This window comes from Saccharopolyspora taberi (assembly GCF_039534165.1).
Classification (GTDB): Bacteria; Actinomycetota; Actinomycetes; order Mycobacteriales; family Pseudonocardiaceae; genus Saccharopolyspora_D; species Saccharopolyspora_D taberi.
This window is the reverse complement of sequence record NZ_BAAAUX010000001.1, coordinates 1-24438: the sequence shown is the minus strand read 5'-3', so window position 1 is coordinate 24438 and position 24438 is coordinate 1. Positions and strand designations below refer to the sequence as shown.

26 protein-coding genes and 1 pseudogene are annotated in these 24438 nt (G+C 70.9%); 11 read left to right on the top strand and 16 right to left on the bottom strand.

Features of this window, described 5'->3' with window-relative positions:
- Position 1 precedes the first annotated feature (1 nt).
- Entirely contained in the window at positions 2–946 is a 945-nt protein-coding gene (locus tag ABD691_RS00135) for a peptidoglycan recognition protein family protein (protein WP_344677218.1), read from the top strand.
- A 6-nt stretch (positions 947–952) separates the two neighbouring features.
- A complete protein-coding gene (locus ABD691_RS00130) occupies positions 953–1252 on the top strand; it encodes a hypothetical protein (RefSeq protein ID WP_344677217.1) in 300 nt (99 codons plus the stop codon).
- 165 nt (positions 1253–1417) lie between these two features.
- On the opposite strand, the gene ABD691_RS00125 is transcribed toward ABD691_RS00130, so the two are convergent.
- The 4 genes from ABD691_RS00125 to ABD691_RS00110 form a co-directional block, all read right to left on the bottom strand.
- Positions 1418–1642: a hypothetical protein gene (locus ABD691_RS00125; RefSeq protein WP_344677216.1), complete on the bottom strand. Its 225-nt coding sequence runs from the start codon at positions 1640–1642 to the stop codon at positions 1418–1420.
- Complete coding sequence (locus ABD691_RS00120; RefSeq protein WP_344677215.1) at positions 1626–2042, bottom strand: hypothetical protein; 417 nt, start codon at positions 2040–2042, stop codon at positions 1626–1628. The genes ABD691_RS00125 and ABD691_RS00120 overlap by 17 nt, the downstream gene beginning before the upstream one ends.
- Positions 2043–2163: 121 nt before the next feature.
- Positions 2164–2376 (bottom strand): hypothetical protein, encoded by a 213-nt coding sequence (locus tag ABD691_RS00115; protein WP_344677214.1) that lies wholly within the window; start codon positions 2374–2376, stop codon positions 2164–2166.
- A complete protein-coding gene (locus ABD691_RS00110; protein ID WP_344677213.1) occupies positions 2376–2600 on the bottom strand; it encodes an HC3 family zinc finger protein in 225 nt (74 codons plus the stop codon). The genes ABD691_RS00115 and ABD691_RS00110 overlap by 1 nt, the downstream gene beginning before the upstream one ends.
- Positions 2601–2777: 177 nt before the next feature.
- Here ABD691_RS00110 and ABD691_RS00105 point away from each other — a divergent pair, with 177 nt between their 5' ends.
- On the top strand, positions 2778–3623 hold the full coding sequence (locus ABD691_RS00105) for a helix-turn-helix domain-containing protein (RefSeq protein WP_344677212.1): 846 nt from the start codon (positions 2778–2780) through the stop codon (positions 3621–3623).
- The gene (locus ABD691_RS00100) at positions 3620–3811 is read left to right on the top strand and encodes a DUF397 domain-containing protein (protein WP_344677211.1); all 192 of its coding nucleotides are present in this window, start codon (positions 3620–3622) and stop codon (positions 3809–3811) included. Before ABD691_RS00105 ends, ABD691_RS00100 begins: the two co-directional genes overlap by 4 nt.
- 57 nt (positions 3812–3868) lie before the next feature.
- Here the strand turns inward: ABD691_RS00100 and ABD691_RS00095 are convergent, their stop codons facing one another.
- Together ABD691_RS00095 and ABD691_RS00090 are read right to left on the bottom strand one after the other, a co-directional pair.
- Entirely contained in the window at positions 3869–4150 is a 282-nt protein-coding gene (locus tag ABD691_RS00095) for a hypothetical protein (protein ID WP_344677210.1), read from the bottom strand.
- Positions 4150–4812 (bottom strand): DUF4190 domain-containing protein, encoded by a 663-nt coding sequence (locus tag ABD691_RS00090; protein ID WP_344677209.1) that lies wholly within the window; start codon positions 4810–4812, stop codon positions 4150–4152. The genes ABD691_RS00095 and ABD691_RS00090 overlap by 1 nt, the downstream gene beginning before the upstream one ends.
- A 35-nt stretch (positions 4813–4847) precedes the next feature.
- On the opposite strand from ABD691_RS00090, the pseudogene ABD691_RS00085 reads away from it, so the two are divergent.
- Both ABD691_RS00085 and ABD691_RS00080 read left to right on the top strand, forming a co-directional pair.
- Positions 4848–5372 (top strand): annotated as a pseudogene (locus tag ABD691_RS00085) (LVIVD repeat-containing protein); the annotation flags it as partial.
- A gap of 75 nt (positions 5373–5447) precedes the next feature.
- The gene (locus tag ABD691_RS00080; protein WP_344677208.1) at positions 5448–6296 is read left to right on the top strand and encodes a class I SAM-dependent methyltransferase; all 849 of its coding nucleotides are present in this window, start codon (positions 5448–5450) and stop codon (positions 6294–6296) included.
- A 242-nt stretch (positions 6297–6538) separates the two neighbouring features.
- Here the strand turns inward: ABD691_RS00080 and ABD691_RS00075 are convergent, their stop codons facing one another.
- The 5 genes from ABD691_RS00075 to ABD691_RS00055 form a co-directional block, all read right to left on the bottom strand.
- Positions 6539–8701 carry a putative bifunctional diguanylate cyclase/phosphodiesterase gene (locus ABD691_RS00075; protein ID WP_344677207.1) on the bottom strand — a complete coding sequence of 721 codons (2163 nt, stop codon included), beginning with the start codon at positions 8699–8701 and terminating at the stop codon, positions 6539–6541.
- 65 nt (positions 8702–8766) lie between these two features.
- Positions 8767–9576 (bottom strand): SAM-dependent methyltransferase, encoded by an 810-nt coding sequence (locus ABD691_RS00070; protein WP_344677206.1) that lies wholly within the window; start codon positions 9574–9576, stop codon positions 8767–8769.
- 138 nt (positions 9577–9714) lie between these two features.
- Positions 9715–10629 (bottom strand): oxidoreductase, encoded by a 915-nt coding sequence (locus ABD691_RS00065; RefSeq protein ID WP_425564927.1) that lies wholly within the window; start codon positions 10627–10629, stop codon positions 9715–9717.
- Positions 10630–10724: 95 nt separating this feature from the next.
- Positions 10725–11432 carry a M50 family metallopeptidase gene (locus tag ABD691_RS00060; RefSeq protein ID WP_344677204.1) on the bottom strand — a complete coding sequence of 236 codons (708 nt, stop codon included), beginning with the start codon at positions 11430–11432 and terminating at the stop codon, positions 10725–10727.
- Between the two features lie 542 nt (positions 11433–11974).
- On the bottom strand, positions 11975–12946 hold the full coding sequence (locus ABD691_RS00055) for a LacI family DNA-binding transcriptional regulator (protein ID WP_344677203.1): 972 nt from the start codon (positions 12944–12946) through the stop codon (positions 11975–11977).
- 165 nt (positions 12947–13111) lie between these two features.
- Here ABD691_RS00055 and ABD691_RS00050 point away from each other — a divergent pair, with 165 nt between their 5' ends.
- Both ABD691_RS00050 and ABD691_RS00045 read left to right on the top strand, forming a co-directional pair.
- Positions 13112–14716, top strand: coding sequence for a sugar ABC transporter ATP-binding protein (locus ABD691_RS00050; RefSeq protein ID WP_344677202.1), 1605 nt, complete (start codon positions 13112–13114; stop codon positions 14714–14716).
- On the top strand, positions 14709–16634 hold the full coding sequence (locus ABD691_RS00045) for an ABC transporter permease/substrate-binding protein (RefSeq protein WP_344677201.1): 1926 nt from the start codon (positions 14709–14711) through the stop codon (positions 16632–16634). Before ABD691_RS00050 ends, ABD691_RS00045 begins: the two co-directional genes overlap by 8 nt.
- Before the next feature lie 232 nt (positions 16635–16866).
- Here the strand turns inward: ABD691_RS00045 and ABD691_RS00040 are convergent, their stop codons facing one another.
- The 3 genes from ABD691_RS00040 to ABD691_RS00030 all read right to left on the bottom strand — a co-directional run bounded on the left by ABD691_RS00040 (position 16867) and on the right by ABD691_RS00030 (position 19572).
- Positions 16867–18168 carry a M20 family metallopeptidase gene (locus tag ABD691_RS00040; RefSeq protein ID WP_344677514.1) on the bottom strand — a complete coding sequence of 434 codons (1302 nt, stop codon included), beginning with the start codon at positions 18166–18168 and terminating at the stop codon, positions 16867–16869.
- A gap of 391 nt (positions 18169–18559) precedes the next feature.
- The gene (locus tag ABD691_RS00035; protein WP_344677200.1) at positions 18560–19309 is read right to left on the bottom strand and encodes an EI24 domain-containing protein; all 750 of its coding nucleotides are present in this window, start codon (positions 19307–19309) and stop codon (positions 18560–18562) included.
- Between the two features lie 50 nt (positions 19310–19359).
- On the bottom strand, positions 19360–19572 hold the full coding sequence (locus ABD691_RS00030; protein WP_344677199.1) for a hypothetical protein: 213 nt from the start codon (positions 19570–19572) through the stop codon (positions 19360–19362).
- Between the two features lie 139 nt (positions 19573–19711).
- Between ABD691_RS00030 and ABD691_RS00025 the strand changes: the two genes are divergently transcribed.
- From ABD691_RS00025 to ABD691_RS00015, 3 genes are all read left to right on the top strand, one after another.
- A complete protein-coding gene (locus ABD691_RS00025) occupies positions 19712–20713 on the top strand; it encodes an iron-siderophore ABC transporter substrate-binding protein (protein WP_344677198.1) in 1002 nt (333 codons plus the stop codon).
- A gap of 108 nt (positions 20714–20821) precedes the next feature.
- A complete protein-coding gene (locus tag ABD691_RS00020; RefSeq protein ID WP_344677197.1) occupies positions 20822–21631 on the top strand; it encodes a hypothetical protein in 810 nt (269 codons plus the stop codon).
- 71 nt (positions 21632–21702) lie between these two features.
- Positions 21703–22647 (top strand): DUF6528 family protein, encoded by a 945-nt coding sequence (locus ABD691_RS00015; protein WP_344677196.1) that lies wholly within the window; start codon positions 21703–21705, stop codon positions 22645–22647.
- Here the strand turns inward: ABD691_RS00015 and ABD691_RS00010 are convergent.
- Positions 22611–23432 (bottom strand): phosphotransferase, encoded by an 822-nt coding sequence (locus ABD691_RS00010; protein ID WP_344677195.1) that lies wholly within the window; start codon positions 23430–23432, stop codon positions 22611–22613. The genes ABD691_RS00015 and ABD691_RS00010 overlap by 37 nt on opposite strands.
- Positions 23433–23512: 80 nt before the next feature.
- The coding region (locus ABD691_RS00005) for a dihydrolipoamide acetyltransferase family protein (protein WP_344677194.1) at positions 23513–24438 on the bottom strand (926 nt) is incomplete at its 5' end.

The window sequence follows — 24438 nt, the reverse complement described above, 5'->3', positions numbered from 1 at the left end:
GGTGTGGCTCGCCGACGTCCTACGCGGCGCCGGCCTGCACGTCGTCGAAACCCCCGGGTGGCGCGAACGCACCAGCCCCTACGCCGGCGCCCTCCCGTGGGAACCCGTGGGTGTGCTCGAACACCACACCGCCACCACCGCCAGCTACGAACGGCCGGCGCCGACCGTCGACCTGTGCGTCCGAGGCCGGCCGGACCTCGCCGGCCCGCTGTGCCATGGCGTCATCGGATACGACGGCGTCGTACACCTGATCTCGGCCGGCCGCGCCAACCACGCCGGCCAAGCGAAGGCGTCCGGCCCGTGCCCCGCCGGCGACGGCAACACCTTGTACGTCGGGTTTGAGTGGGACTACCAGGGCGTCAACCAAGGGCCGAGCCCCGAGCAGTACGCCGCCGCCGTCCGTGCGACCCGCGCCGTCCTCGACCACCTCGGCCTGTCCGCCGAGCACGCGCGCGGCCACAAGGAAACCAGCGTGACCGGGAAAATCGACCCCGGCCGCGTCGACATGACCCTCTTTCGAGCCGCTGTTGCCAGCGGAGAACAGGAACTCGACATGGCCACCACGAACGAGCTGTTCGATCTCGTGCGCCGGTACTCCGGTGGCGACTCGGCGTTCGGCTACACCATTCCCCGAAGCCCCGACCGCGTGCGCACCTTCGCCGCGGCGATCCCGCCGAAGTTCGGCCGCGTGACCGGCACCGATGGCGAGCTGTTCGTCTCGCTGGTCGCCGGCGAGAACGTCGAGGTTCGCGAGGTCTACGCGTGCGAGGACTGGCAGGCAGACGGGAAGCCTGGCCGCAAGTACGGCTTGCAGGGTCCGTACACCCTCGTGGCGAACGACCGGCAGTCGTGGCCGATTCCGGCCGCCGCTACGCAGGTCTGCGTGGTCTACCGGTCCGATTGCGACCTGTCCCTGTCCGTCGAGATCGATGCGAAGTGGAAGTGATGCCCCGTGTCTGACCAGCTCACGTCATGGCTCCGCACGACCGTTCCGGCGGTCTGGGCTGCCCTGGTGGCCTACGCCGTCACCGCCGGCGCCCCCGGCTGGCTCGTCGACGCGCTCGGCGACGCCGGCCCGACGCTGGTGGTGCCGCTGGTGCTCGCCGCGGTCTACGCCGGCCTGCGCCGGCTGGAACCGCACATGCCGCCGTGGCTGACGCGGATCGTGCTCGGCTCGAACGTCCCGCCCACCTACCCGCCGGCGACGACCGGCCGGCACGCTGCCGGCACCGCCACGCCTCCGCGTGGCTGATCGCGAGAACGCCCCCGCACCCGTGATGGGTGCGGGGGCGCTTTCGTGTTTCCGGTGGCCGTCGACCTGGCTTCGTTGGCAGGTCGACGGCTACCGTGTCGGGCGGGTGGCTCTGTCAGTTACCCGCCGCGCCGGTCGGGAATGCCCGTTCCTGACCGGCGCACCTCAGCACGATGCGCCGCACTTCGCGCACTGGTTGCCGCCGCCGCCCTGAATCGGGATCGGCGCGTGATCGCCCCCTGCCGGGCACGATCCCATGCTCGGCGGCTGCGCCGGGGTACCTGGTGTCGGCACCTCGACGCCCCGCGTGAGCAGGTATTCGGCGAGATCGTCGAGCAACCCGGGTAGGTCGGTCAGCTCGACGGTATCGCCCCTACTGGTCGTCGCCATCGTGAACGATGTCCTCCTTACATTCATCGGGGGTGACCGCTTCCACCCACAGGTGAACGCGGCCGGTTTCACCGCGGAAATCCACGTAGTGGCTATCTCCGCGGAGCAGAATCACGAGCGATTCGCGCCGCTCGTGCATCACGTGATCGGGGTCGCCGACCTGGCCCACCCCGCCCATCGGACCGATCAACCGCACTTCGTCTTTGCGGGCGTAGGCGGCGACCATCGCGCCGACCCATTCCGCCGCACCTTCCGGCGTCCGAAAGGTCTCTTCTGGTTGCTGGGCAAGACGTTCGTCTCGCGTCGAGTGCACACCTGGCGCGCCGCAGCACCGTTCGATGTAGGCGTGCCAGTGCACGTCACGATCGCTGTGCGAGGGGGGAAGGTACGGGTTTGTCATCGTTCAGCCCTTGCCTTTGCTCTCGCGTTTGGATTCCGGCCTGGCCTGGCGCGCTGGGGGTTCGCGTCAGACCAGGCCGGACGACTCGGTGCCGGTCGGGGGTCACAGCACCGAGCCGGGTCTACTCGTCGCGCTCGGAGCGCGACATGTCGATGACCGCCGGCGGATCGGCAGCGGCGCGCAGTTCACCGACGAGCGATTCGAGTCCGTCGGCGATTGCGTGCAGATCGGCGGAGCCGTAGCGGCCGGCGCGCACGTCATTGAGTGAGTTGGCGAGCATGAATCCAGCGGCATTGATCGCCTTGGCGAGCTGCGCGGCGGTGCAGGTGTCCATCAGACCGCCGCCCCTGCCGCGAGCAGGTGTGCCGCCACGTTGCACGGCTCGCAGGTGTCCCACAGCCATGCAAGGGGGCTGTTGTCTGCGGCGAGCTTCTGTTCGCAGAGCATCGAAACTTCGCTTCCGTCGGGATACCCCTGCACTCCCGCGGGGTAGCTCTCGCTACTGGCGTGGCGTTTGCCCTGCGCCGGAATCCAGTGGAACGGATGCGGTTGGTACATCGTTCACCCCCGGCTGCCTGGTTTGCGGTGTGCGCTAGCCTCGGTGCACTGTCCGCGGCCAGTTCCTCACACTCGGTGGTTGGTGCATGAACATCTTCTCGGTGCATGCACCATGCTGTCAATGAGCTGATCGAGTAATCACCCGACCCCGCGTACCGGTCCGATACGATTTGGTGCATGGCTAGCACCGCGGACACGCCTCGCGCGCGGCAACTCGGCGCCGAGCTTCGACAGGCACGCAAGAACGCTGGACTGACCACGCATCAGCTCGGCGCGCAGCTTGGCCGATCCCACACGCACGTTTCCCGATGGGAAAACGGCAGGCTGACGCCAAGCGAAGCCGACACGGGCGCAGTGCTGGGCATCCTCGGCGTCACCGGACCGGAGCGTGATCGGCTGCTCGAATTGGCACGGGACGCCGGCGATCCGAACTGGGTGGCGCCAGGCATTGAACGGCAGTTGGCGGCGCTCACGGAGTACGAGCGCACGGCCCGCCGGATCACGAACGTTCAGCCGCTCTTGGTTCCTGGACTGCTACAGACCTCGGACTACGCTCGATCGATCATGATCGGCGCCGGGGCGACCCGCGGTGAAGCCGATCAGCGCGTCACCTACAGGCTCGGCCGACGCGACGTCATTATCCGTCGCCGAAACCCCGTCGAGTTCTGCGCCATCATCGGCGAGCAAGCGCTACGTCATCCGCCATGTGCCGACGACGTGATGATTGATCAGCTGCGGCAGCTGGCAAAGTGGGCTGATCTGGACAACGTGACGGTTCAGGTCCTACCCGCCGACCGGCGGTACACGCCGGCGCTCGAAGGTCCGTTCGTGCTTATCGAGTTCGACCGAACCAAACCGGTCGTGCAGTTGGAGCACTACAGATCAAGTACCACTATCACCGATGCCAGGGACGTAGACGATTACCAGGCCGCGGCGGATACGCTGCGCGCGGCTGCGATGAACGCCGACGATAGCGCGGCGCTCATCGCCGAGATAGCAGACAGGTTGGAGCACACAGGATGACGACCCCCACCGGTTGGCGTAAGAGCACGCACAGCGGCAACCAGGGCGATTGCGTAGAGGTTGGCCGGGTTGGTACCGGCGCCGCGGTCCGCGACACCAAGAACCGCGCCGCCGGCTACTTCACCACCACCACCGAGCAGTGGTCCTCGTTCATCGGAGCAGTGAAATCGGGCCGCTTCGGCGCCTGACGAGCACAGCGAAACGCCCCCGGCATCCGTGGTGCCGGGGGCGCTCCTGCTTCCTCCCTACCTCGCCGCCGCGCGTCGCGCCTTGCGACGCTCCCGCCGCTCGTCGAGCGTCAGCCGGACGATGTAGTGCGCGGCGATCATCCCAACCGCGAGCGAGGCATACACGGCTTCGAACGCGTCGAGCGGCGGTTTCGCGTCCCGAACCTGCGTCACGGTCCGGATGCCGTCCGTCGGTACGTGCTGCACGGCGTACCACATCGCCGCACCTGCGAGCGCGCACATCGCGAGGATCGCTAGCAGCGTGACGGCATCAGCTCGCCGCCGACTCGACGCGGCCACTACTTCACCTGCTCCCAGGTCTGGCACCCGTTGGTCTCGAACGCGCCGTCGCTCGCGGCGATCTTGACGACCGCCGGCCCCTGCGAGTTGGCGTTCGCGATGATCGAGAGCATGTCGCCGGACGCATCCTTGTGCCGCGCCCAGTAGCAATTCGGGATCACCGACGCGAGCGGACCGGCCGAGCGGTAGGTGCCCGGCTCGATATCGACGCCGACCAGGAAGGTGCCGCTACCGCTGATCGTGCCCGCCTTCGGCGTCGGCACGGGGAGCGTCTTTGACGGTTCGTCCGCCACGCTCGGCGAGACAACCTCCGCGGGCAGCCCCGGTGGCGTCGGCAGCGGCATCGTGGCCGGCGGAGTGGTGGCCACCGCACCGGCGAACGACACCGCCCAGACGATGCAGATCAGCAGTCCGAGCGCCGACGTGGCGGTGCCGGCGATGGCCGCACCCTTGTTCGTCGCGGCACCGGTGCGCGCCCGCTGCATTCCGAGGATGCCGAAGATCAGCCCGAGGATGACCAGCGGCCACGCGATCACGCCGACGATTGGCACCAGGGCGAGCACGGCGCCGGTGATGCCGAGCACGAGCGCGGTGGTTCCGAAGCCGTTGCGCGGCGCGACCTGCGGCGCGTAGTGCATCGGTGGGGTGGTGGGGACGTTCACCTGGTGTTCCTCCGTCCGTTGGTGTTTTGACTCCATCGACGTTCAACAACGAGGGCACCAAGGTCGTGTTCACCGACGAGCTCGGTGGCGGCAGCGCGCCGACCTGCAACCCGCAGACCGGCCCGAAGCGCGGCGCGGACGGCGTCTACGACATCGTCGGCTCCGGGGACCAGGCGAAGCTGGAGTTCCGCAGCTACTTCAAGATCGACCGCCCGCAGACCGACACGGAGAACTGCGTGGCGCACAACGGGTCGCTGATCCCGGTGCCGGGCAAGGACATCATGGTCCAGGCGTGGTACCAGGGCGGCGTGTCGGTGTGGGACTTCACCGACTCGGCCAAGCCGCAGGAGATCGCGTTCTTCGACCGGTCGCCGTTCGACCCGGCGAAGCTGCAGACGGCCGGATCATGGTCGGCGTACTACTACAACGGCCACATCTACTCCAGCGGCATCCAGGAGGGCCTGGACGTCCTGGACATCAAGGACCCGCGGACCGACCCGGCCAAGAAGGTCCGGTTCGAGGAGTTCAACCCGCAGACCCAGCCCGTTTACGCCGGCTGAGGCAACGCGCTGAAACCGGCCCCGCTTCCCGGCGGGGCCGGTTTTCGCTTGCGCCCGGCCATTAGGGTGAGGCGCATGGGGATTCCGATCTGGGTTGACGAGTCCAATGCCGACCAGTTCGGTTCCTGGGACGGGCAGCAGGGCGCGCTTTGGGCGGCGCGCGCGGACCGCTTCGACGCGGGAGTCGCGGCCTACCGCGACCACTTCTTCGGCGCGGCTGCGATCGAGCCGGACGCGCGAGTGCTCGACATCGGCTGCGGCAACGGCCAGACGACCCGCGAAGCGGCGCGCCGCGCCACCGCTGGATCGGCGCTCGGCGTGGACCTGTCGTCGCACATGGTCGAGCTCGCCCGCGCGCGGGCGCGGGAGGAGGGCGTGGCCAACGCCGAGTTCGAGCAGGCCGACGCCCAGACCCACGCCTTCGGCGAAGCTTTCGACATCGCGATCAGCCGCCACGGCGCGATGTTCTTCGGCGACGCACCGGCGGCGTTCGCCAACATCGCGCGTTCCCTGCGGCCGGGTGGTCGGCTGGTGCTGCTCACCTGGCAACCGTTGGAGCGCAACGAGTTCATCAGCACCTTCCGGCGGATGTTCGCCGCGGGCCGCGACCTGCCTGCGCCACCGGCGGACGGGCCGAGCCCGTTCTCGCTGAGCGACCCGGCCCGGGTGCGGGAACTGCTTACCGGAGCCGGCTTCGCGGACGTGACGCTGCGAGCCGTCGAGGAGCCGATGTGGTTCGGCGACGACGTGGAGGACGCCTTCGCGTTCGTCCACGAGCAGCACGGCGGCCTGCTCAACGGCCTCTCCGCCGACGCCGCGGAGCGCGCAGTCGAGGCCCTGAAGGCGGACATGGCCGAACACCGGACTTCTCGGGGCGTCGAGTACGGGTCCGCCGCTTGGGTCGTTACCGCTGCGCGGGTTTAGGGGCTGGGAGGCGCCTGGGGCTCAGCTCCCAGCCTGCCGATCCGCTGGTGCGACCTGGCCGCTGCTGCGGGTGAGCCAGCGGGTCGGCGAGAAGCTGCGGGACTTCCATCGCGAATCCCAACGGTTGGCCACGAGCCGCGAGGTGCTGAACACCCGCACTGCGGCAAAGCATCAACCGTCCGCACGATGCCGTTCGCGGAATCCAGCAGCGACGCCTACACGGCGCCGAGCGCGCCGGCTGATCACGCCCGGAACCGGCTCAGCATCGCGGGTACCTCGACCGCGGGCACCGGTTCTCCGTAGAGCCCGCCCGAGCCGACCTCGCAGCCGATCCGCTGCCAGCGGCGGGCCTGTTCCTCGGTGTCGATGTCGCCGACCGCCAGCCTCGCGCCGCAGGACTGGAGCAGCGGCACGAACCCGGTGACCGCCTGCACTTCCTGCGAGTCGTCGTCGGCGTCCCTGATCAGCCGGACCACCTCGTCGGAGAACTGCGCCGCGTCGACCGGCAGGGAACGCAGGTGGCGCAGTTCTCCCGGTGAGCCGTGGAAGTCGTGCAGTGCCGTCTTCACGCCCAGCCGGTCCAGGAACGCCACGTTCTCGCGGGCTTCCTCGTTGTCGCCGAGCATCACCGAGATCGGCATCGACAGCCGCAGCCAGCTCGCGTCCAGCGACTCCTCGGCGAGCACCCGGCGGATGGTGGCGACCAGGTCCGGGTCCTGCGCCTGGTTCGGGCTCAACCCGACCACCAGCCGCATCCGGTGCCCCGCCCGGTGCCAGCGGCCCAGCTGCGCCCAGGCGCTGCTGAGCATCCAGTCGCGCAGCGAGAGGGTGACGCCGGAGCGCTCGGCGAGCCGGAGGCAGTCGGCGTGGTCGAGGCGGCCGAACTCCGCTGTCTCCCAACGCAGTTTCGCCTCGATGCCGCCGATCCCGCCGTCGCGCATGCGCACCATCGGCCGGTAGACGACGTCGAACTCGCCCAGTTCCAGGCCGCCCGGCATGATCGCGGCCAGCTTGGCCTGTATGCGCTCGTTGGGTGCCCGGTCCGGATCGAACAGCGCCCACTGCCGCTTGCCCGCCGCCTCCGCGCGGCGCAACGCTACGTCGGCCGCCCACAGCATGTTCGACGCGTCGCCCTCGCCCGCGGTGCGCTGGACGACGCCGATGCTGGCCGAGGTCGCGATGCCGTGCTCTCCGACGTAGATCGGCTCGGCCAGCTCCTCGTTGATCATCGGGGCGAGCTCGTGCACGGGCGGCGTCCGCGGCGATTCCAGGACCAGGATGGCGAACTCGGTGCCGCCGAACCTGGCCAGTATGGCTTCCTCGCGCTGGAGCAGCTGCTCCAGGCGGCGCGCCACCGCCTTGATGATCCCGTCGCCGACCTCGTGCCCGAGCCCGTCGTTGATCAGCTCGAAGCCGTCCAGCCCGAGGTGGTAGAGCGTCAGCCGCGCGCCCTTGGGCAGGTTGGCCAGCGCGGCCTCCAGCCTGGTGCGGAAGAACTGCCGGTTCGGCAGCCCGGTCATCGCGTCGTGCAGCGCCTGGTACTGGAACCGCTCCTGCAGCAGGTGCAGTTCGCTGATGTCCTCGACCATCGTGACGAAGTGCCGCGGCTCGCCCTCGGTCCCCTTGAGCACCGACACCGCCAGGTACGCCCACGCGGTCTCGCCGTCGGCGCGCACCAGGCGCCGCCGTTCCCGCAGCCGCTGGACCCGGCCGCCTTCGGCGAGCTCGGCGTAGGCCGCGGTGAGGTAGGCGGCTTCGTCCGGGTGGAACAGGTCGTGCACGGTCATCGACCGCAGGTCCTGCACGCGGTAGCCGAGCGTCTCGCCCATCGCCGGGTTGACCTGGACGAACTTGCCGGTCAGGTCGGAGATCGCGACGCCGACCGGCGTGCTGGTGAACACCTCGGTGAAGCGCGCCTCGCTGGCCGCGAGATCGCGGTCGGCCTGCAGCTTGGAGCGCAGCAGCGCCCGCTTCAGCGTTTCCTGCTGGGTGAACGTGTTCTCCCGGTCGGCCGCGGCGTAACCGGCGGCGATCGCGGTCAGCAGCGCCAGGATCCGGCGGATCGTGTCGTCGGCGGAGTCGGCGAGCACGACGTCGCGGATCAGCTCCAGGCTCAGCGTGAGGCTTTCCTCGCCGGTCGCGTGGATCTCCACCAGCTTGGCGCCGACCTGCCGCCCGACCTCCTCGATGCGGTCCGGGTCCTCCAGCGCGTCCACGATCAGTTCCACCAGCTCCAGCAGGCACGACTCGATGGCTTCCCGCGACATCGGGATGTAGGAGGCCGAGCTGAGCCGGACCGCCCACTTCCTGGCCAGCGCGGAACGCCACTGGCTGCTGTGCCGCTGCGGGGTCAGCACTCCGTGGATCCGGCCTGCCGCCGGATCTTCGGGGTCTCCCACGCTCATCTCACCGTCCATCGAGGTGCCCGGCCCGCCCGCCGGTCGTCGTCCTGCCGTGCTCCGCTGGTCGATCATCCCTTGCGTCCGACCCCCGCGTAGATCTGCGCGGCCCCCGGTTCCAGCCCGGCCCGCTCCGGGTGGTCCGGGCGCCACAGCGCCGTTCCCACGATTCCCGGTTCCACCAGGTCGAATCCCGTGAACAGCTCGGTGATCTCGGCGCGGGTGCGCGGGTGGATCGGGTCCGAGCTGCGCGACATCACCCGCACCACCCCGGCCATCTCGTCGGGGCTGATGTCGGCGGTGAAGTGCGACAGCGCCAGGAAGCTGCCGGGGGATAACTCGTCGCGGTAGCGGGCGACGATGCCCGGCGGGTCGGACTCGGGGGACACGAAGTGGAACACGCCGGCCATGATCAGGCCGACCGGCCGGGACAGGTCCAGCAGCCGCCGGGTGTCGGGATGACCGAGGATGCGGTCCGGTTCCAGCATGTTCGCCTGGATGACGGTCGCGTGCTCGTCGCCCTGGAGCAGCAGTTCGCTGTGCGCCACCGCCACGGACTCGTAGTCCACGTAGACCACGTTGGACTCCGGATCGATCCCGTGGGCGATCTCGTGCACGTTGCCCACGGTGGGAATGCCCGATCCGAGGTCCAGGAACTGGCGGATGCCCTGCTCGGCCATGAAGACCACCGCGCGGCGCAGGAAAGCGCGGTTGAGCCGGGCGACGTCGCGCGCGCTGGGCAAAGCCTGGAGGAAGCGCTCGGCGAGCACGCGGTCCGCCGCGAAGTTGTGCGCGCCGCCGAGGAGGTAGTCGTAGACCCGCGCGGCACTGGGGATCTCCTCGTCGACCTGGTCCGGTACCCACGTCACCTGTTCGCTCAAGACCGCACCTCGGATGCCGTAATGACACGTGTCGGCCAGACTACTGGGTGACACCAGCCCTCCGGGGCGCCCATCCGCGCGGATCATCGCGTCAGCCGTCCGTATCGATCTAGACCACTACGAGCCGGGGCGATTGGTTCAGTGCGCGGCTTCCAGGGTTTCGCCCTCGGCGACCAGGGAGTCCAGCGCGGCCAGGTCGGCGTCGGAGATGCCGGCGACGGCGCAGGCGGTGTTGTCCTCCAGGTGCGCCACCGAAGAGGTGCCTGGGATGAGCAGGACGTTCGGCGAGCGGCGCAGCAGCCAGGCCAGCGAGACCTGCGCCTGGCTCGCCCCGGTCCGCCCGGCGATCTCGGCGAGCGTGTCGTCCTGCCGCGCCCGGCTGCCGTGGAAACCGGACCCCAGCGGGAAGAACGGGACGAACGCGACGCCGAGCTCGGCGGTCCGGTCGACCAGGGCGGCCGAGGTCCGGTCGACGACGTTGTAGAGGTTCTGCACCGACGCGATCTCGGTGATCTCGCGCGCCTGCTCGAACTGCTCCAGCGACACGTTGGACAGCCCGATCGCCCGCACCAGGCCCTGCTCTCGCAGCTCCACGAGCGCGCCGAGCTGGTCGGCGAGCGTGACGCCGGGCAGGTCGGTGAGGTAGCGGAGGTTGACCAGGTCCAGCGCGTCGACGCCGAGGCGGCGGAGGTTGTCGTGCACCTGCGCCTTGAGCGCGTCGGGGTGGCCGAGCGGCAGCCAGGCGCCCTCGTGGTCGCGGTAGGCGCCGATCTTGGTGGCCAGCACCAGGTTCTCGCCGTAGGGGCGCAGCGCCTCGGCGATCAGCTCGTTGACGACCCACGGGCCGTAGAAGTCGCTGGTGTCGATGTGGTCGATGCCCAGCTCGACGGCGCGGCGCAGGACGCGCAGCGCCTGCTCGCGGTCGCCGGGCGGGCCGAACACGCCGGGTCCGGCCAGCTGCATGGCGCCGAAACCGACGCGGCTGACCGCGAGCCCGTCGGTGAGGGTGAAGGTGCCGCCGAGGTTCGAAGTCACGCCGCGATGCTGCTGCATCCGGCCGCCTCCCGGCAACGAGCGGATGCTCACACCGGGACCGAAGCGGTCCTGCCGCTTCGGAGCCCAATACCAGGGAAGGCCGTCCTCACGGGTCAGATCTGCGGTATCAACACCAGCCAACGGCCGCCGACGACCAGCGCGGCGAACCCGACCAGGAACCACAGCGCCAGCCACACGCCTGCCGGAACGCCGGTCAGGCGAGCGAGCTGGTCGGCGTCGGAGTTCGCCGCTCGGCCCCGGCTGCGCTTGCGACTCAGCTCGGCGACCGGCCGGATCCCGCCGAACAGCAGGAACCAGCTGAACAGCACGCAGCACAGCGCCTGCCACGCCGGGGTCGCGAACCACGAGACCACGAAGACCACGGCGCCGGTGACCACCACGGACAGCACGCCGTACACGTTGCGGATCGCCAGCAGCATCACTGCGAGCAGCCCGATGCAGACCCAGAGCATGATCTGCGCACCGTCGGCCGAGACCAGCCACGCCCCGCCCAGCCCGAGCAGCGACACCGCCGGATACCCGGCGAGCAGCGTGAACACCATGCCCGGACCGGTCGACCTGCCGGTGGAGACGGTGAGCCCGGAGGTGTCGGAATGCAGCCGGATCCCGTTCAACGTCCGGCCGCTGAGCAGCGCGACCACCGCGTGCCCGCCTTCGTGGGCGATGGTGACGACGTTGCGCAGCGGAAGCCAGGTGCCACGGGACCACACCAGCCCCAGCGCGATCAGACCGACGACCATGGCGACGGCGTTGCCGGAGTCGAGCAGCTCCGACGTCCAGCTCCGGACAATTTCATCCACAGTAGACACTCATCGGGTCGGGGGCGGAACGGCCCGGCAAGGATGCCACACGCCATGCCGCCGCCGGGCCTGACGGGCAGCAGCCACTGGCGACACCGTGCCGCTCCCGCTGTAAGGGCCGGGGACGACAAGCGGACGCGCCCAGCAACCCCACCACCTACAAGGGCGGGGTTGAAGTCCCCACCTACAAGGGAGGGGTTTGGTTCTCATCCCGTCGACCTGGCGCCAGCCCGATCAGGCCGTGTCAAGGGGGCACAACCAAGCAAAACCGCAGCGCCTAAGCAAAACGGCCCCCTTGACGCGGTCTGATAGCCCTCGTGGAGGTCGACGGGATGAGAACCACCCCAACCGAACCGCAGCGAACAGCGGAGACTCATCCCGGAGACCTGCCGGGGGTCTGGGGGCGGCGAGCGCCCCAGAACCACGAGCTCAAAAGAACCCGAACCGGCAGAGCCGCTTCGGTCCCGGAGACCTGCCGGGGGTCCGGGGTCGGCGAGCGCCCCGGAAACCCCCACGAAACCGCACCAGAAACCCCCAACCCCTCACCCCGAAGCCCGAACGACAAGCGAGGGCGAGATAGCGATCCGCTGCGCGGGAGCCTCCTCCCCGGCGAGCCGAGCGGCGAGCACCCGAACGGCCTCGGCGGCCATCTGCTCCTGCGGCTGCCGCACGGTGGTCAGCGAAGGCTGCCCGAGCTCGGCATAAGGAATGTCGTCGAAGCCGGTCACCCGCACGTCCTCGGGCACCCGCACGCCCCTGCGCGCGAGCTCGGCCAGCATCCCCAGCGCGATGGTGTCGTTGCCGCAGACGATCCCCTCCGGCAGCGACCCCGCCTCCAGCAGCCGCCCGGCCGCCTCCTTCCCCCAGTCCCGGCTGAAGTCGCCCAGCAGCACCGAACCCCCCGCCAGCCGCCGGTAGGCGTCCAGCCGCTCCTGCGACGACGAGTCGGTGGGCTCCGCCCCGACGAAGGCCGTCCTGGTCACGCCCCGGCCCGCCAGGTGGTGCACGACCGCGGCGATGCCCGCCTCGCCGTCGACCCCGACCCACGTCCCGGCGAACCCGTTGACCCGCAGGTCCAGCTGCACCACCGGAACCCGGGCCGCGGCGGTGGTCATCACCTCGATGCTGCGCTCGCGGTGGCAGGGGATCATCACCAGCGCGTCGACCCGGCGGTCGAGCAGCGCCCGCACCTGGGACTGCTCGGCCTCCGGGTCGTAGTGCGAGCTGGTGAGCAGCAGGCTGCGCCTGCCGAGCTGCAGGCGGTTCTCGACCGCCTCCACCAGGGTCGCGAAGAACGGGTTGGAGATCCGCGGAACCAGCATCCCGACGGTGTGCGTGGTGCGGCTGCGCAGCGCCGCCGCGAGCGAGTTGGGCTCGTAGTCGAGTTCGCGCGCCGCGAGCAGCACCTTCTCCCGGTTCTCCGCCCGCACCCCGCGCTGCCCGGACAGCGCGCGGGACGCGGTGGCGACCGAGACCCCGGCCCGCGCCGCGACGTCGTGAATCCTGATGCCCACTCCAGCTCCCGTCCGCGATGTGAACTTCACTGTAATCGGTTGCCGCCGAGGACCCGGAACTTGACAGCTCAAGAAGCCTCCTTCACTGTGCTCCGAGCATGGAAATCGGTTTCACGCCGTTTCCCTGCCGGCTCAACGACGAGAATGCGGCAGAAAGGCACGACCATGGCCGAAGCGCGCGGGGAACACCTGGAGCTGGCCGGAATCACGAAGTCCTACCCCGGGGTGCGGGCGCTGGACTCGGTCGACTTCGACCTGCGCCCCGGCGAGGTGCACGTCCTGCTCGGCGAGAACGGCGCAGGCAAGAGCACCCTGATCAAGGTGATGGCCGGCGTGCACCGGCCGGACGCGGGCGAGGTCCGCGTCGACGGCCACCCGGTGCGGCTGACCGGCCCGGACCACGCCGAGAAGCTCGGCATCGCCACCATCCACCAGGAACTCGCGCTGGTCGGCCAGCTGACCGTGGCCGAGAACATCCACCTGGGACGGCCGCCGCGCCGGTTCGGCATCGTCGACCGCGCCCGGATGCGCCGCCAGGCCCGCGAGCTGCTCGACCGGCTCGGCCTGGACCTCGACGTGGACGCGACGGTCGGCGAGCTCGGCGTCGCGCAGCGTCAGCTGGTCGAGATCGCCAAGGCGCTCAGCACCGACACCCGCTTCCTGATCATGGACGAGCCGACGGCCGTGCTCTCCCGCGCCGAGGCCGGGCGGCTGTTCGGGATCGTCGGCGAGCTGACCCGCGACGGGGTCGGGGTCGTGTTCATCTCGCACCTGCTCGACGAGGTGGCCGAGATCGGCGACCGGGTGACGGTCCTGCGCGACGGCGCGAAGGTCGGCGAGGTGCCCGCGAGCACCGACCCCGGCGAGCTGGTGCGGCTGATGGTCGGGCGCTCGATCGACCAGCAGTTCCCGCCGCGCGAGCCGCGAATCGGCGACGTTCAGCTGGAGGTGCGCGGGCTGGGCACCGACGGGCTGCTCGACGACGTCACGTTCACCGCCCGCGCAGGCGAGGTCGTCGGTATCGGCGGGCTGGTCGGCGCCGGGCGCACCGAGCTGGTGCGCGCGATCTTCGGCGCCGACCGCTACGACCGCGGCGAGGTGCTGGTCGGCGGGCGGCGCATCCCGAGCGGCGACATCACCGCAGCCCGCGCCGCCGGGCTCGCGCTGGTGCCCGAGGACCGCGCCGCGCAGGGGCTTGTGCTGGGCGCCTCGGTCGCGGAGAACCTGGGCCTGGCCACCCTCGGCGACCGCACCCGCGCGGGCCTGGTGGACCTCGCCGGGCAGCGCCGCGCCGCCGAGAAGTCCGTGCGGGAGCTGGGAATCCGGGTCGCCGGGCTGGACCAGCCCGCGCTGACGCTGTCCGGCGGCAACCAGCAGAAGATCGTCATCGGCAAGTGGCTGCTGGCCCGGCCTCGGGTGCTGATCCTCGACGAGCCGACCCGCGGCATCGACGTCGGCGCCCGGGCCGAGATCTACGAACTCGTCAACGAGCTCACCGCCGCGGGCACCACCGTGATCGTGGTGTCCAGCGACCTGCCGGAGCTGCTGGGCATCAGCGACCGGGTGCTGGTCATGGCCGACGGCCGCCTGCGCGGGGAGCTCGACGGCGCCGAAGCGACCCAGGAGCGCGTGATGGCGCTGGCGGTCACGAACCAGCAGGCGGTCACGAACGACACGGACGGAGGTGGGCATGAGGCACCATTCCGCTCCGCCCATGGCCGCCGACCGGGTGCGGGTGTCCCGCAAGAAAAAGGAGAAACCGATGCCTGACAACGAGGTCACGCGGCGGCTGCGCACCGCGCTGGGCCGCACCGGCGGTCCGCTGACCGGGCTGCTGGTGCTGGCGGTGCTACTCGCCGTGCTGTCGCCGGACTTCCTGACCGTCAACAACCTGCTCAACGTCGGCGTGCAGGCGTCGGTGGTGGCGGTGCTGGCGTTCGGCATGACGTTCGTGATCGTCAGCGGCGGCATCGACCTCTCGGTCGGCAGCGTCGCGGGGCTGGCCGGGATCGTCACCGGCTGGTCGGTGGCGGGTGCCGGACTGCCGCTGTGGCTGGGGATTCCGGTCGGCCTGGCCGCGGGCGCGGCGGCCGGTCTGCTCAGCGGCGTGCTGATCACCGCCGGGCGGGTGCCGCCGTTCATCGCGACGCTGGCGATGCTCAGCGTCGCGCGCGGCCTGTCGCTGGTGATCGCCGACGGGCGGCCGGTGTCGCTGAGCGGCCCGCTGGGCGAGTTCGGCAGCGGCGAGCTGTTCGGGTTCCTGCCGTACCCGGTGCTGGTGATGCTGGTGATCGGGCTGCTGACCGCGTTCGTGCTGCGCCGCACCTACGCCGGGCGCGCGATGTACGCGATCGGCGGCAACGCCGAGGCGGCACGGCTTTCCGGCATCAAGGTCAGCCGCCAGCGGCTGCTGATCTACGCGCTTTCCGGGCTTTTCGCCGCGGTGGCGGGCATCCTGCTGGCGGCGCGGCTGGCCTCGGCGCAGCCGGAGGCGGGCAGCGGCTACGAGCTGGACGCGATCGCGGCCGTGGTGATCGGCGGCGCGAGCCTGGCGGGCGGCGTCGGGTCCGCGCTGGGCACCTTCGTCGGCGCGCTGGTGCTCGCGGTGCTGCGCAACGGCCTGAACCTGCTGGACGTCTCGGCGTTCTGGCAGCAGGTCGCGATCGGCGCGGTGATCGCGGTGGCGGTGCTGTTCGACACGCTGCGCCAGCGGCGGCGGACCGGGCGGCGCGTGCTGCGCACCCCGGCGATGCGGCGGGCGATCGCGGCGGTGACCGCGCTGCTGGTCGTCGCGGCGGGCTGGGCGGTCTACCAGCGGCAGGACCCGGCCGCCGACGCCCGGTGGCGGATCGCGCTGTCGGTGTCCACTTTGAACAATCCGTTCTTCGTGGACGTGCGGGCCGGAGCGCAGGCCGAGGCGGACCGGCTCGGGGTGGAGCTGCTGGTCACCGACGCGGGCGAGGACGCCTCGCAGCAGGCCAACGCGGTGCAGAACGCCATCGCGCAGAACGTGGACGCGATGATCGTCAACCCGGTCGACTCCGACTCGGTGGTGCCTTCGGTGCGGGCGGCCAACGACGCCGGGATCCCGTTCGTCGGGGTCGACCGCGCGCCCAGCGACGGCCGGGTGGTCACGACCGTGGCCTCCGACAACGCGACCGGCGGCAGGCTCGCGGCGCGGCAGCTCGCGGAGCTGGTCGGGTCGGGTCCGGTCGCGGTGCTTGAGGGCAAGCCGGGGACCTCGGCGGCGCGGGAGCGCGGTCAGGGCTTCACCGACGAGATCCGCCTGCACCCGCAGATCCAGGTGGTGGCCTCGCAGCCGGCGGACTTCGACCGGACCAAGGCGCTGGACGTCATGCAGAACATCGTGCAGTCGCACCCGGAGATCAAGGGCGTGTTCGCGGCCAACGACGAGATGGCGCTGGGCGCGGTCAAGGCCCTCGGTGCGCGGGCCGGGAGCGACGTGAAGGTGGTCGGCTTCGACGGCACGCCGGAAGGGCTCGACGCGGTGCGCGCGGGCGCGGAGAGCGCGGATGTCGCGCAGCAGCCCAAGTTGCTGGGCAAGGCGGCGGTCGAGCAGGCGGTGCGCGCGGCGCGCAGCCGCGACCTCGGGCCCGGACCGGCGACCAGCATTCCGGTGCAGGTCGTCACTCGGGACACCCTGGAGGCGTTCCTTCGCGGTCAGTGACCGCGGCGGCTCCGCGGGGGGGTTGGTGGTTCCGCGCGGAGTCGGTGGTTCCGCACGGGTTCGCACAGAGCCAGCGGTTCCGCGGGGTCCCGCGAGAGCCAACGGTCCCCCGAGAGCTGGCGGCCCCGCGGGAGTCGGCGGTCCCGCGAGAGCCGGCGGCCCCGCGGGTGCTGGCGGTCCCCAGAGAGCCGACAGTCCCCCGAGAATCGGCGGTCCCGAGATCGCGGGGCCGTCACTCCAGGAACGAAGCGACGTCCACGGCGCCTCCGGCGGCCTCGAACTCCTCGTGCACGGCCGTGCGGAGGCGCTCGTCGGCGAGGTAGTCGACGGCGGTGCAGGCCAGGCCGATCGCGCCGTCGAGCACGGCGCGGTCGCCGGTCTCCGAGCCGGCCGCCGCCGCGAACTCCGCGGTGTGCAGGGAAAGGCTCTCGCCTTCCAGCGCGATCATCGGGTGGATGGCGGGCATCCGGTAGCTGAGGTTGCCGAGGTCGGTGGAGCCGGTGATGTACTCGGGCACCACCCCGCGCGGCAGCGACGTCCGGCCCCGGCCGGACTGGTGGTGCGCCCACCGCGCGGCGAGGGTGTCGTTGTGCCGGATCGGCAGGTAGCCGGGGTTCTGGTCCCAGGTGAGCTCGACCCCGCAGCCGGTCATCGACGCCGCGCCGTGCGCGATCGCCTCGATCCGGCGGGCCAGGTCGCGCAGCGAACCGGGGTCGGCGGAGCGGAAGTAGAACAGCACGGCGGCCCGCTCCGGAACGACGTTGGCCCGCTGGCCGCCGTCGGTGATGATCCCGTGCACCCGGTCGGTGGATGGAATGTGCTGGCGCAGCGCGGCAACGCCCTGGTAGGTCGCCACCACGGCGTCCAGCGCGTTGCGGCCCATGAACGGCTGCGCGGCAGCGTGCGCGGCGATACCGCGGAAGACGACCTCGACCTGACGGCGGCCGAGGAACGGGTGCGCGGCGATGTCGTGCGAGAACGGGTGCAGCATCACCACGGCGTCGACGTCGTCGAAGACCCCGGCCCGCGCCAGGTGCTCCTTGCCGCCACCGCCCTCCTCGGCAGGCGTGCCGACGAGGCTGACCCGACCCCCGGCAGCACCCACTGCGGTGGCCGCGCCGAGGAACCCGCCGACCCCGGCGGAACAGATGATGTTGTGCCCGCAGCCGTGCCCGATGCCGGGCAGCGCGTCGTACTCGGCGAGCACGGCCACGTGCGGCCCGGCACTACCCACGGTGGCCAGCAACGCGGTGTCGAGCCCGCCGACCCCGACCTGCGCGTCGAAGCCGTGCCGCTTCAGAAGCTCGGCGACCTGCCGCACCGAGCGGTGCTCGGCAAAGCCCTCCTCGGGATGGGCGTGCAGGTCACGGCTGAGCCCGACGAGGTCGGCGGAATGCTCGGTCAGCCACCGCTGAACGTCGGCATGAACGGCGGCATCGGCACCGTCGAACTCGGACCGCACCGGCTCAGCCGCCGCCACGGCCCTGGCCGTGGACTCGGCAACCGAACGAAGGTAGGAGTCATCGGGCTGCACAGGATCGGAGGTCACCCCCGCACCCTAAGCCCGCCCACGAGGTCTTTTGAAGTGCGCAGAACGTGTTTCAGCACCCTGGGGACCAGCCGGAGACAAAGTCTCCACCCACGAGGGCGGGGAAGTCTCCACCTACGAGGGCGGGGTTTGGTTCTCATCCCGTCGACCTGGCGCCAGCCCGATCAGACCGTGTCAAGGGGGCACATAAAGCCAAACCGCAGCGCCCAAGCAAAACCGCCCCCTTGACGCGGTCTGATAGCCCTCCGTGGAGGTCGACGGGATGAGAACCACCCCAACCGAACCGCAGCAGACAACCCATCTCATCCCGGAGACCTGCCGGGGGTCCGGGGTCGGCGAGAGCCCCGGAAACCACCCCCGAAACCGCAGCGTGAAATCAACTCCCCCGACCCGGCCCCAAAAACCGGTGAGCCAGCATGGTCCCCCCGACGACGGCGGAAGGAATGACCACGAGCTGCAACACGGGAACCAAGCACAAGAAGTACGTCGGCAGGCCGAACCCGAACACCGTGGCGCGGTGGCGCCGCAGTGTGCGGCGGCGGTCGGTGAGGCTCAGGCCGCGGCGCTGGAAGACCAGGCCCACCATCTCCATCGTCACCACCCACGCGCCGAACAGCGCACCCAGCACCGGCGCGGCGATCTGCCCGACGACCGGCACGAAGCCGAGCGCGAACAGCACGACCGCCCCGACCAGGGCGATGAGCACCAGCTTCAGCGAGTCGCGGATCCCCCGGCCGAGCTGGCGCGCGAACCCCGCGCCGTCGCCGGAGGTGTCCAGCCCCAGCCGCTCCTCGGTCTTCTCGGCGATGTGCTCGTAGAACGGGCCGCCGATGAGCAGCGTCAGCGCGATGAACGACAGCGAACCCAGCAGCGCGGCGGCGCCGACCAGCCCCACCCCGAGCACCACCCGCAGCCCGCTGCGCCACGGCTCGGCCCACGCCTCGGCGAACGGCGTCAGCCAGCCGACCAGGTCGCCGCTGAAGTAGATCAGCGTCCCGAGCGCGCCGAGCAGCAGCGCGGCGCTGATCAGCGCGGGCAGCGCGCCCAGCAGCAGCAACCTCGGCGAGCGCAGGATCATGCCGAACCCGGCGCCCAGCGTCCGCACCCCGGCGGCGAAGGTGTTCATGCCCGAACCGTATCCGCCCGGGACGGCCGCCGTGCGCGGAACCGATCAGGTCACAGTGGACGCTCGGTCCGGCCGCGCTGGACGTGCCGGGCGATCCGCCGGTCGGGGCGCCGCGTGCGGCGCCGGTGGGCCGCCGCGCGGTTGGCGTGCAGCTCGACGAGGACCACGTCCGGGTTCTCTCCCGCGTGGCAGCGCCAGAGCATCCGCAGCAGCTCGTCCTCGTTGAGGACCCATCGGCGGTCGAACACATCGTCGTCACTCATGGTGACTCCTGACCTCGCGCTTTGCCCGGTTCAACGATACCCGTCCGAGCGAGAAATCGTTTCACGGAACACCCCGAGCAGCGGCCCAGTCAGTTAGGTTAGCCTTCCTTTCGTTGGTCGAGATCAGCAGAGGAGCCCCATGAGCGCACATCGCACCGACCTGACCCGGCGAGGCTTCCTGGCGGGCGCCACCGGCCTGCTCGCCGCCGGAGTGGCGGCCTGCGCACCGGGCGCGGCGCCCGGCCCGGCCCAGGCGTCCGGTCCCGGCTTCCCGGTCGAGATCCCGCACCGCTACGGCAGGACGGCCATCCCGGCCGCGCCCAAGCGCGTCGTCTCGCTCGGTATCACCGACCACGACGTGCTGCTGCCGCTGGGCGTCGTCCCGGCGGGCCTGACCCAGTGGGGGCCGTGGGACAGCGGTGTCGGGCCGTGGGTGGAGCCGATGCTCGGCGGGCAGCGGCCGAAGCTGCTGGGCAGCGAGGTCAACATCGAGTCCGTCATCGGGCTCACCCCGGACGTCGTGATCGCCCTCCAGAGCGCGCTCACCCAGGACCAGTACAGCAGGCTCACCAGCTTCGGCCCGGTCGTAGCGCAGCCGCCGGGGACCATCGACTACGGCGTCAACTGGCGGGTGCAGGCCGAGACCGTCGGCCAGGCGCTGGGCAAGCAGGCCGAGGTCGCCGACCTGATCAAGCGCACCCAGGAGCACATCGACCGCACCCGCGCGGCGAACCCGGCCTTCGAAGGCCGCACGCACGTCACGGTGCGCACCGACTCGGCGGGCACCTACGCCGCCTACACCAAGGATGACGCCCGCACCCACCTGCTGGAGCAGCTGGGGCTGAAGCTCTCCCCCGCGATCCAGTCGATGAACAGCGGCGGCAAGTTCAACGTCAAGGTCAGCAAGGAGCAGGTCTCGCTGCTCGACGCCGACGTCGTGGTGGTGACCACCGCCAAGCCGACCGACGTCGCGGCGGTGCGCGCCGACCCGCTGCTCAACAACCTGCCCGCGGCCAAGCGGGGTGCGCTGGTCGTGCTGGACGACTACGACCTGACGATGGCGCTCGGCTCGGCCACGGTGTCGAGCATCCCGTTCGCGCTGGACGGGCTCGCGCCCAAGATCGCCGACGCGCTGGGCTGACCCTGGCGGCCCGAACCGGTGAAACCGGCATCGGGCCGGATGTCGATCAGCGGACGGGGCGCGGTTTCCTGCTTGCCTCCACTCGGAATTCGGACCGAGGAGGAAACCGTGCGACCGTTCTCATCTGTTCTGCTGGCGGTGCTGCTCGTCGCCGTCCCGGTCTTCCCCACCGCGCTGGCCCGGCAACCCGGCGGCGAGCACTGCGCGTCCACTCTGGACTGCTCGGCGGAGGAGATCGAGGAGCTGGCGATTCCCGAACGGCTCGTCTTCGTCCGGGCGTTGCAGGACCGGGTGGCCGCCGAGTACCTGCCGGAATTCCGCCACCTGAACAGCATCCAGGGCGTGCTCCGCTTCTTCATCGACAACGACCTCGGCACACCGGAGTCATGGGTGTCCCACGTCGATGCCGTGCTGCTCGAAGCGGTCGAGCGGGGCTTCGCGATGGCGCTGGAGGTCTCCGATGACGACTTCGGCAACCCGACGGCCAAGCACTGGGCCGACTACCTGCGACGGATGCGGCGGGGCGAGCTGGACGAGCGGTGGGCGCACGATCCCGCCTGGAGCATCGCCGACCAGGCGTCGGCCGAACACGGAATCCGCCTCGCCGAGGCGAAGGGCGTCCACCCGACCCACCTCGAATGGAACATCTACCAGTTCACCGAACTGTACCGGTGGATCATGCGCAATCCGCAGCCCGCGCTGATCGTGCTCAACGACCGGCTCGCCGGGCTGCTGGTGCCGGTCGACTTCGTGCAGTGGCTCACCGACGCCACCAATCCCGTCCCCGCTTACCGGGGCGCCAACGTCGCCTACGACCTCTCGCGCCCGGACCTGGTGCGGTTGCCGGTGAGCATGACGCAACTGCTGCTCGCCTACGCGCCGGAACTGGTCGATGCCTACCGGGCGGATTCGCGCTGAGGTCATTCCCAGTTCTTCCGCTCGTCGCCGTCTCCCGCTTTGATCAGGGCTACTCGATCGAAGGGGGCGCGATGCGCTGGACGGCACTGGCACTCACCGCACTGCTCAGCACTCCGGGCGTCGCCGCGGCGGCGCCCGCGGCCGACGGCCAGATCGTGCTCACCGAGCAGGCGAGCGACCGGATCGTGGTGCTGGAGGCCGATCCGGCGGACTGGGCCGAGCAGAAGTTCGCCTGGTCCTGGAAACCGCTGCCGCGCAACGGGATGGGCGAGTTCACCGGCAACTGGGGCAACCCCGACGAGGCGAAGCTGGCCGAGCGCGGCGGGAAGCGCTTCCTGCTCACCACCGACTCCAAGGGCCTGGCCGCCGTCATCCCGTTCCCGCAGGGCAACGGCTCGTACTGGGCCGCCGACGTCGACGCGCGCAACAACCCGCACAGCATCGAGCTGCTGCCGGACGGTAACGTCGCGGTCGCGGCGAGCACCGGCGGCTGGATCCGCGTCTACACCGCGTCGCAGGGACCGCGCAGCACGAAGTACGCGGAGTACCCGATGCCCGGCGGCCACGGTGTGGTGTGGGACGCGCAGCGCGGCGTGCTGTGGGCGATCGGCGACGACCATCTGGTCGCGCTGAAAATCGGTGGCACACCGGCGGATCCGGTCATCACCGAGGCCCACGAGGTCGCTCTGCCGACGCCGCACGGGCACGACCTGACCCCGGTGGTCGGCGACCCGGACCGGCTGTGGCTGAGCACCGGAACGCAGGTCTACCAGTACTCGAAGTCGCGCGACGAGTTCATCTCCGACTTCCCCGGCGCAGAGCGGATCAGCCGCGAGGGCGTCAAGACCGTCGGCACCGCGCCCGCGACCGGCCGGGTGCTGACGACATCGCCGCAGGCCGGGCACCCGTGCACCTGGTGCACGGACACGGTGCAGCTGGACCAGCCCGAGGGCGCACTGACGCTGGAGGGGGCGGCGATCTACAAGGCGCGGTGGTGGTTCGCCTCGCCGCGGTAGCCGACCAGGCCGTCGTCGAGTTCGGCCTGATCACCGTCGCGCACGGCGGAAAGCGCCTGCTGGAGGGCGAAGGTTCCGCGGATCGCCTCGATGCGGGCGTCCAGTCCTGCGGGTCGGCCCATGGACTCCAGCAGCCGGTCGAACAGGGCGCGGCCGTGGCCCGCGGCGATGGCGGCGAGGTCCACGGCCTGGTCGCCCACCGCGACCTCGTCCCAGTCAATCACGCCGCTGAGCCTCGGCACCCCGTCGACGGTTTCCCACAGCACGTTCTCGCTGCCGAGGTCGCCGTGCACGACCGCGTTGGTCGTCGGCGGAAGTGCTTGCACAGCAGCGAGTTCCGCCTCCGCGCGCTCGCGCCCCGGACCTGACATCAGCGGGAACAGCTCCGCCCGCACGTCGTCGGCGAACGTCGGCCACTCGTCCGGCGGAGCACTCGGGAGGCCGGCGCCGTCCGCAGCGGCGAGCGCCGACAGCAGCTCGGCGTACTGGGCCGCGACGACCGGGCCGGCCGGGGCGTCCAGCGGGCGCCCCGGAACCCGGCTCAGGACCAGGTGCGAGCCGCCGGACGCCAGCACCTCCGGCGTGGCGAACCCCAGGCGCAGGGCCGAAACGGCGCGCAGCCTGGCCGCCCGCCGCGGCAGCCGCTCCGCGGCGGCCGGGGTCCGGGCGAAGCAGACCACGTGCTCCGCGCCGATCACCACGTCGTGGAACTGTCCACTCCGGACTTCCAGGGTGGCGGGGTCGTCGGGCAGGAATCGGGCGGCGGCGGCCCTGCGGTCGGTCACACCGACACCGTATCCGGGCATGGGAAAGCCCCTTCCGCGAGAGCGGGAGTCCATCGCGGAAGGGGCCTGCCTGCGGGGTGTCAGGCGATGATGCGGATCGGGTCCTCCAGCAGCGACGTGAGCTGCTGCATGAACACCGCGCCGACCGCGCCGTCCACGGCGCGGTGGTCGGCCGAGAGCGTGATGCGCATGATCTTGCGCGCCACGAACTCGCCGTCGCGGACCTGCACCTCGTCCTTGGTCGCACCGACCGCGAGGATGCCCGCCTCCGGCGGGTTGATCACCGCGGAGAAGTGCTCGATGCCGAACATGCCCAGGTTCGAGATGGTGAACGTGCCGCCGGTCATCTCGTTCGGCTTGAGCTTGCCCTCGCGGGCGCGGCCCGCCTTCTCCCGGCCCTCGGCGGCCAGCTCGGAGACGCTCTTGCGGTCGGCGTCCGGGAGCACCGGGACCACCAGGCCCGAGTCGATCGCGACCGCGACGCCCAGGTTGATCCGCTTGTGCTGGAGGATCCTGTCGCCGCCGAAGGAGACGTTCAGCGTCGGGTTCGCCTTCAGCGCGGTCGCCACCGCCTTGACGATCAGGTCGTTGATGCTGACCTTCGGACCGCCCGCGGCCTGCAGCCGCTCGTTGAGGTCGGCCCGGAACGCCACCAGGTCGGTCACGTCGACCGCGCTGGTCAGGTAGAAGTGCGGGGCGTTCTGCTTGCTCTCGGTGAGCCGCTTCGCGGTGACCTTGCGGATGTTGCTGAGCGGGATCTCCTCGACGTCCTCGGTGGACACCGCGGGAGCCTGCGCGGCCGGGGCCGGTGCGGCGGCGGCAGCGGGAGCCGGGGCCGCGGAGGCGGCGGCCTCGATGTCGGCGCGGATGATCCGGCCACCCGGGCCGGTGCCCTGGACCTGCGCGATGTCCACGCCCAGGTCCTTGGCGACGGCCTTGGCCAGCGGCGACGCCTTCGGCTTCGCGCCCGGCTCGGCGGCCGGGGCCGGCGCGGCGGGCGGAGGAG

Excerpts from the sequence above, each read along its gene's own strand:
- ABD691_RS00065 (WP_425564927.1), bottom strand. The coding sequence starts at position 10,629 with ATGCAGCAGCATCGCGGCGTGACTTCGAACCTCGGCGGCACCTTCACC.
- ABD691_RS00015 (WP_344677196.1), top strand. The coding sequence starts at position 21,703 with ATGCGCTGGACGGCACTGGCACTCACCGCACTGCTCAGCACTCCGGGC.
- ABD691_RS00125 (WP_344677216.1), bottom strand. The coding sequence starts at position 1,642 with ATGGCGACGACCAGTAGGGGCGATACCGTCGAGCTGACCGACCTACCC.
- ABD691_RS00115 (WP_344677214.1), bottom strand. The coding sequence starts at position 2,376 with ATGGACACCTGCACCGCCGCGCAGCTCGCCAAGGCGATCAATGCCGCT.
- ABD691_RS00030 (WP_344677199.1), bottom strand. The coding sequence starts at position 19,572 with ATGAGTGACGACGATGTGTTCGACCGCCGATGGGTCCTCAACGAGGAC.
- ABD691_RS00035 (WP_344677200.1), bottom strand. The coding sequence starts at position 19,309 with ATGAACACCTTCGCCGCCGGGGTGCGGACGCTGGGCGCCGGGTTCGGC.
- ABD691_RS00110 (WP_344677213.1), bottom strand. The coding sequence starts at position 2,600 with ATGTACCAACCGCATCCGTTCCACTGGATTCCGGCGCAGGGCAAACGC.
- ABD691_RS00045 (WP_344677201.1), top strand. The coding sequence starts at position 14,709 with ATGCCTGACAACGAGGTCACGCGGCGGCTGCGCACCGCGCTGGGCCGC.
- ABD691_RS00080 (WP_344677208.1), top strand. The coding sequence starts at position 5,448 with ATGGGGATTCCGATCTGGGTTGACGAGTCCAATGCCGACCAGTTCGGT.
- ABD691_RS00025 (WP_344677198.1), top strand. The coding sequence starts at position 19,712 with ATGAGCGCACATCGCACCGACCTGACCCGGCGAGGCTTCCTGGCGGGC.
- ABD691_RS00050 (WP_344677202.1), top strand. The coding sequence starts at position 13,112 with ATGGCCGAAGCGCGCGGGGAACACCTGGAGCTGGCCGGAATCACGAAG.
- ABD691_RS00120 (WP_344677215.1), bottom strand. The coding sequence starts at position 2,042 with ATGACAAACCCGTACCTTCCCCCCTCGCACAGCGATCGTGACGTGCAC.
- ABD691_RS00105 (WP_344677212.1), top strand. The coding sequence starts at position 2,778 with ATGGCTAGCACCGCGGACACGCCTCGCGCGCGGCAACTCGGCGCCGAG.
- ABD691_RS00075 (WP_344677207.1), bottom strand. The coding sequence starts at position 8,701 with ATGAGCGTGGGAGACCCCGAAGATCCGGCGGCAGGCCGGATCCACGGA.
- ABD691_RS00100 (WP_344677211.1), top strand. The coding sequence starts at position 3,620 with ATGACGACCCCCACCGGTTGGCGTAAGAGCACGCACAGCGGCAACCAG.